Origin of the sequence: Prevotella sp. P5-126, assembly GCF_002251185.1 — a bacterium.
Taxonomy (GTDB): domain Bacteria; phylum Bacteroidota; class Bacteroidia; order Bacteroidales; family Bacteroidaceae; genus Prevotella.
Genome location: NZ_NPIZ01000065.1, coordinates 1 through 6,660 on the forward strand (window position 1 = coordinate 1; position 6,660 = coordinate 6,660).

The following is a 6,660-nucleotide window of genomic DNA, read 5'->3' on the forward strand; positions in this document are numbered from 1 at the left end:
CTGTGATTGCTGTTCATAAAACTCTTTGCGCGTATCGATAACCGTAGGGGCTATCTCCGATGAACCATTGAAGAAATTGGCGACATCGATGAGGGTTTCCATGCCATACACCTCTATTTGGTTGACCTTGGATTGTTTTTTACCCCTATATTTCATTCCGTCTTTATCCCTACTACAGTAGGAACTCATATAGGGAGTTAAAGGACGTGTATAATGCCTATAGCCAACCATATCAGAACAGATTAAAGAAGTAAAATACTGCCGCATAGGTTTGGTTTACACCTTCCACACTGCCTATCTTCATATTTGACCCATCCCTAACAGTGCCGTTCCTCTCCACAGAGCCGATTTTCATATTGTTAGCGTCTCTAACCGTGCCGTTACTCTCAATTGAGCCAATCTTCATGTTGTTCTTGTCTCTGATTGTGCTGCCATCAATGCTGCCGACCTTCATGTTGTTGGCATCCCTAATAACGTTATTGCGGTCAAAGCTGCCAATCTTCATATTCGATGAATTGCGTACAGTACCATCAAATTCTATCTTTCCAATGGTCATATTATTCTTATCTCTGCACGTTTGAGCAAGGCTAACGGTAGCCATACACAGAACCATGAGGAAAAACAATATTAACCGCTTCATCATTTCATTTCACGATTTTAACGTTATCAATGACAGTGACCCCTAGCATATCACTGTAATACTTGTTATGCTCTGACAATGTGCCACCAAGTACCAATATGCTTGAATTAGATGCCTCAGAACGATGAACCTTGTCCTCTGCATCCATGATAGACTTGTATTTCACACATTGAAATATTCCACGTAAAATGTCTGCCTCTGTTGATTTGTGAGACTTCACTTCAACAGCGACACATGAACCATCAGCCAACTTAAACCATACATCAATGCGGTCTGCCGACAATAGGATATGCTCTGTTTCTTTCTCTGTGTAATCCTCGATTCCTATGACATTGGGATTGTTAAAGATGTACTCTTTAAGTTCTTTGTGAGAATCACCTTCACCACCATATCCAAAGGATTGACCAGAACGTATCTGTTCTTCAACCTTATCACCGCAAACCTTAATATGGGTGGAATCATTGAAGATGGTTTCTATATAGGCAAACATTTCTGGCTTGTTGTATAGAGGATGCCTTTTGCTTTGCCCTCCTTTAAAACCGTACCGTCTTAAATCTTCTTCGGACAACTTATCACCAAAGTATTCTTTCCTTAATTCAAGTCTGTAAGTGGGATATGAATCTATTTCATTTTTATCAACCCAATAATAACCGTCTTTACGCTCACAGTTTTTGGCAACAACCTCAGTCTTAAACTTTATACCATCTTCATTTGTAGGATAGATATAAACAATGTCACCGATTGAAAAGTTGTTATGCTCCATAGTCCAATCTATGAAGTGTAGGTTTTCTAGTGCTTCTCTGTGATGGCACTTTTCCCTTCTAGCAAAAACCAACCAATTCTTTTTCATCAAGTCACATCTTTATTTGGGTACAAAATTACTCATTTCCACTCATATTCATTTCAAGTGGTGGCTTTTTTTATGCTTATTTGTGAATCCTGTTGCAGGATTCAGTCTTTTCTAGTAACTTTGCACCAACAATATTAAAATAATGTACGTGCGCAATGAATGTGATTCTATCCATACGACCCAACTTCTGCAAGATGATATTCAGTGGCCAGAAGAAATATGAGTACCGTAAGAGGGTATTCACTCGCTCGGACGTGGATAAGGTTTACATCTATGCCACCAAGCCAATCTGTAGGATTGTGGGCTGTTTTAGGGTTGAAGAGGTGATTGAAAATAAGAAATCCTATATGTGGGAAAAAACACATAAGGATGGGGGAATTAGCAAAGAGTATTTTGATGCCTACTTCAAGAACTCAGATACAGCCTATGCCATCAAAATAGGTCAAGTGGTTAAACTAGACAACCCCATCGACCCAAAATCTGTGATTAAGGACTTCCACGCCCCACAGAATTTCATGTACGTGGATATTGACCTATAAAACTTTCAGTTTTATCGATTTCAAGCTGTTAGAAACCCTTTTTGGAAAATTGGTCATAAATGGTCAAAATTGAGAATATACAAAAAATCTTCTGAAATGCCTTTATATATTGGCAGTCCAGAAGATTTTGCTTCCTTTCACTATGGGTAATAGTGATAGTTTTATTGCTTATATGAGTTCTTAAATGCTAGACTACCTTTAAGCGTTACGTAAGCAGTTCTACTTGAATTGATACCGCTCGTTACAGAATACTTGTAGTTATTGAAGTCGATGGTAATGTACTTGCCATCGTTCTTTATGACCTTGGCACTTCCAGAGATATAATCACCATACCAACCAGAGGCAGAAGCACTAACACGCTCAATGTCGGTTGCATCTGCTCCAAAATCACTATAGCCGACTGAGAAATAAGATGGGGCTAAATCTTCGCCATACTTCTGACGTGGGAATATGATATAAAAATCACCCTTTGCTCCAATCATCATATAGAAATAACTCCCTCTTGGGCTGTCATGTCGTTCAAGATTGCCGAACTCAGCACCCAATGACTGAATGGCAATGTCGCTGTCATGGGTAAACACTTGTTCACCTCCATCATCATAAATTATTGTGAAGGTTGAACTTGCTGAACCACCACCATCACCACCAATTTCATCTTCATCATCACCACCGCAAGCGGTTAAACTTAACGCTGCTACCATCATGGCTAACAGTATAATGCTAGAATACAGTTTCTTCATAATGTTGTTTGTTTTAGTTTATTTAATGAATACTATTACCTTTGATAATACACAGTGCCATCGGTGGGGTCTTTCAGTTGGAACTTATCACCAACTATCTGCACAGTTAACTTTCCTTCTCCATACATGCCGCCACCATACCTAAGCAATGCACTTGTGGAGTTATACCGCAAAACTGACAATACACCAGCATAGTCACCATCAACATACAGCCTACCGTCACCGTCAACTCTCATGGTAAGTCCATCACTCGCACGGAATGATTGATTCGCAAGATAGCCAATAACAATCTGCTCGCTATAGAATGTTCTTGAAGATGAAGATGTGTTGGAGCTGTTGTAAGTGGAACTGCTGTTATCTGAATTATCATCAATTACCGTTTCACTGCTATCATCTGCTGTTCTTTCCTCAGTGACCTTAACAGCTTCACCCTTGTGCTTGACTTCTTTCAACTTCAACACAGCATCAAAACGCATTCCTGTAAAAGCATATTCTCCGACCCACTCTTTACCTTCTTTGTCGTTTGGCTTTATGCTCATTCTGACGAAATGCAAATCATTGCCATAGTCATACACTACATCTATTCCCAAATCGTCACTGTAAATGTGTCCAGACATGACCTTACCTTCATCCATTGGAACAGAAACCTTATTACCATCAATTTTGATGGTGAACGTAGAGTTCTTCTTCTCCAAAGTGGCATCAGTAAGAACGGCATCAAAGACGTATTCGCCTTGATATATCATTCCTTCGTCATAATCGGAAATAACCGCATCACTTTCAACCTTTTGGGCATTGTTATTTACTGCCATTGAATCAGCAACAACGGACTTAGAGTTGTCACTTCCATATAAGCTCCTCGATGCAAAGACACCAATAATACCCAACAAGACTACAGTCCCAATGATATAAGGCAGATACTTCTTGATGGAACTATCCTTTTCGTCATTGAATAGATGATTAATGCCATACTCTGCATCAAACGGAGTGCCACAATTAGGACAGAACTTTTCTGCTCCCATGCGCTCACTTCCACACTTCGTACAGAACTTGTTTCCGCTTACTATCTCAGCTCCACATGTGGGGCAATATTTCACGTTGTCTGTGACTTCGTGACCATTGGGGCATTTCATATCAGTACACTATGTTGTGTAATTCTTGCTTATTGGTAATCTCAATAGGAGATATGGCAGTTTCTGAGGGTTCTTTATACTCAGCATTTTCATCCTCTTCGCTAAGTGTCTCAGAGAAAATCTCCTTATCTTGAATCTTTCCGTTATTGTATTCACATTTATGCCATGAGCTTGCACCCATACTTGCATAAACTATGAGAATATAGTTACTTCCACTGTAAAAAGAATGGTGAGACGGATGCCCAACATCTATTTTTGATATTTGCTTTGTTTGTCCGTCTTTATAGGTGAAAGTCAACAGATTATAGCTTTCACCACCATCAACATGAAGCCACAATTCAGGTATTCCATCACCAGTTACATCATGCAAGAAATAGTATTCTTCATAATGATTGTTGGATTCACCTTTGGCAATATACTTATCCAATATCGGCTCATAGGCATTTAGAGCTTGTTCCATTGGTGGAATATCAGATGCCAATGTATCTGCTGCAAATTCTTCTTCAACCGCTTCTGCCGCAACAGAATCTGCTTCAACAGCCTCGGCTACTGCTGCTTCATTATTTGACTGAGGGGCTTTTGATGAATTGAAATACCACCATCCACCGCCACAAATGGCAATGAGGGCTATTGCAACTAGAATATAAGGGAGATACTTCTTGAATGAGCTTTCACCCCCCTCTTGGATTTCATCACTTATGATGCTTGTGTCTGCATAGCTTCCATCAGTTAGATTTCTACCACACTTTTCACAGTAGATGTCACCTTCATTCACTGTTGCACCGCACTTTGGGCAAACATTATCTTGTGGATATTCTTTTCCACATTCACCACAGAACTTGCTATCATCGGCAATCTGTGCATTGCAATAAGGACACTGTTTCATATTAGAATTTTCTTATTAGTTTTAACTGCTTTGAATTGTATATGTCTGAGGGAAGAATGACCTTGTGCTTTATGAGTGGAAAATTTACATCATGCCCATCTGATTCTACAAGCTTTCTTCCACACTTTTTGTAGATAAACGTTAATAACTCCGTACAATATAGTTTTGATGTGTCAGAGGAATCATAATCGTGGTCAAACAGAATACCATTATGGAATAGTTCTATTGCATACTTTGCGGATTGTTTACATACGAGGCTGTCTATAGGTCTGCAAATTGCACCTACAACAGCCCTTTCACGTGAAAAGAATCCTTCAATACTATCCATCTTTATTTTATCTTCATCGTCTTTATGCTCCTGTTCCCAAGGTACAGAGTGAATTATCATCTTTCTTCCTTGATACTCAACCACAATACCTACGTGCGAAAATAAACCACCGTCAGCATACAATACAGCTTTGCTTTCAATTCCTTTTCCTCGTCTGAATACAATATCACCACCTTGGAGTTCTGATTCGTTCGGAATAATTTTTTTATCTTCACATGAATCAGAACAGCTCAAGAAAGCCATAAAGACAAATGGGTAAAGAAGATATTTAAGCATAAAAACACAAAATCATAACATTAATCTATACTTATCAACCATTTGCCATTTATGTCTTTCTTCAATTTATGTGTTCTAGTTTCTTTTTCTCCATTCCCATAGAGAATAGTGTAATCTACTTCTGCATTATCTCCTTCAATTTTTTCGGAAATAATGTTGAAGTCTTTTATGCCGTTTTTTTCTTCAATTTCTTTTTCCAACTTTTCTCTTCCAAATGCGAGCATTAACGTTTTCTGACCTTCAAGTTCTTTGGGGGATGTGTTTTTTCCGAAATAACAATAATTAAAGAATCCGTCAAAATCATAATTCTTTAAGCAGTTTGTTGCTTTCTTCACGGTGTTTGATGGAGAATTACCGAACGTTACCCATCCAAACATCTTATTATGGGTTTCAGGAGAAACCATATCAGTTACAAAGTAACTTCCAATGAGAATCGTTAATACTGCAAAAGCAGCAATCCAAGGTGTTGAGAATCTCTTTCCTTTGGTTTCTTGCTGGTCTTGGTAACCATTCACAGCAGTTCCACACTTGGGGCAAAACTTTGCCCCTTCTCTTAATTCATTTCCACAACTTCCACAAAATGCCATAATTATAGAATTATTTAGTTATTAATAAATACGGTTTCAACTGACTGCAAAATTACGAAAATAATTCCACATACGATTTCAAAGTGCTATTTTTCTGTTTCCCATTCCTTCCATTTTGCACAATACCATATAAATTGTGCAAAAAAAAACTCGAATATGCTGCTTAATATCAATGGAAACTACTATCTTTGCAACTGTTTTGAGGTCTGGCGAGGTCTCAATACATATTTGGTACAGAAGGGAGCGTGTATGTCTTTTCCATGTTTTACGGTGGGTTTGTCCAGATTCACGGTATGGATGAAGGTTAAACGCCCTTCCTATGTTATATGAACGGTGCAATCGTGAGATTTTCACCGTTTTGTCTTTTTTGCCTTGAATATGGATATGATAACAATAGAAAATACCAATACAATTCATCGCAAATGAACCATATTGGTATTATAGCCAATCAAAATATGATATGAGCAATTAGGGAATATTTAGCAAATTATGACAATTCAAAACTTAATATTAATTATTCCATCCCAAGTAGTATCACAAGTTGTGGTTATGCTAAATGCAGCATTTCCTATACAAGTAAGTCCGTTTGGCAATATTATAGATTCTATTTTTGAAATATAGAACGCATTGTCACCTATTATTTTTGTTCCGTGATAAACCGTGTAACACTTTAATCCCATT

Annotated in this window: 9 protein-coding genes; 1 reads left to right on the plus strand and 8 read right to left on the minus strand. The window is 38.2% G+C overall.

Annotation, left to right across the window (positions count from 1 at the left end; translation table 11 throughout):
- Nucleotides 1–232: 232 nt before the first annotated feature.
- Together CIK90_RS07035 and CIK90_RS07040 are read right to left on the minus strand one after the other, a co-directional pair.
- The gene (locus tag CIK90_RS07035; protein WP_094464695.1) at nucleotides 233–643 is read right to left on the minus strand and encodes a 5-fold beta-flower protein; all 411 of its coding nucleotides are present in this window, start codon (nucleotides 641–643) and stop codon (nucleotides 233–235) included.
- Between the two features lies 1 nt (nucleotide 644).
- Nucleotides 645–1,490 carry a hypothetical protein gene (locus CIK90_RS07040; RefSeq protein ID WP_094464697.1) on the minus strand — a complete coding sequence of 282 codons (846 nt, stop codon included), beginning with the start codon at nucleotides 1,488–1,490 and terminating at the stop codon, nucleotides 645–647.
- A 155-nt stretch (nucleotides 1,491–1,645) separates the two neighbouring features.
- Between CIK90_RS07040 and CIK90_RS07045 the strand changes: the two genes are divergently transcribed.
- On the plus strand, nucleotides 1,646–2,029 hold the full coding sequence (locus CIK90_RS07045) for an ASCH domain-containing protein (RefSeq protein WP_094464699.1): 384 nt from the start codon (nucleotides 1,646–1,648) through the stop codon (nucleotides 2,027–2,029).
- A gap of 161 nt (nucleotides 2,030–2,190) precedes the next feature.
- Here CIK90_RS07045 and CIK90_RS07050 read toward each other — a convergent pair whose 3' ends face one another.
- The 6 genes from CIK90_RS07050 to CIK90_RS13955 form a co-directional block, all read right to left on the minus strand.
- Nucleotides 2,191–2,769, minus strand: coding sequence for a hypothetical protein (locus CIK90_RS07050; protein WP_094464701.1), 579 nt, complete (start codon nucleotides 2,767–2,769; stop codon nucleotides 2,191–2,193).
- A 35-nt stretch (nucleotides 2,770–2,804) separates the two neighbouring features.
- Nucleotides 2,805–3,902, minus strand: coding sequence for a zinc ribbon domain-containing protein (locus CIK90_RS07055; protein ID WP_094464703.1), 1,098 nt, complete (start codon nucleotides 3,900–3,902; stop codon nucleotides 2,805–2,807).
- 1 nt (nucleotide 3,903) lies between these two features.
- A complete protein-coding gene (locus tag CIK90_RS07060; protein ID WP_094464705.1) occupies nucleotides 3,904–4,788 on the minus strand; it encodes a zinc ribbon domain-containing protein in 885 nt (294 codons plus the stop codon).
- A 1-nt stretch (nucleotide 4,789) separates the two neighbouring features.
- Nucleotides 4,790–5,359, minus strand: a complete 570-nt coding sequence (locus tag CIK90_RS07065) for a YiiX/YebB-like N1pC/P60 family cysteine hydrolase (protein ID WP_158216044.1) — start codon at nucleotides 5,357–5,359, stop codon at nucleotides 4,790–4,792.
- 53 nt (nucleotides 5,360–5,412) lie between these two features.
- Entirely contained in the window at nucleotides 5,413–5,979 is a 567-nt protein-coding gene (locus tag CIK90_RS07070) for a zinc-ribbon domain-containing protein (protein WP_094464709.1), read from the minus strand.
- Nucleotides 5,980–6,476: 497 nt separating this feature from the next.
- Nucleotides 6,477–6,660, minus strand: a 184-nt coding sequence (locus tag CIK90_RS13955; protein ID WP_144007240.1) for a leucine-rich repeat protein, incomplete at its 5' end; no start/stop codon positions are given.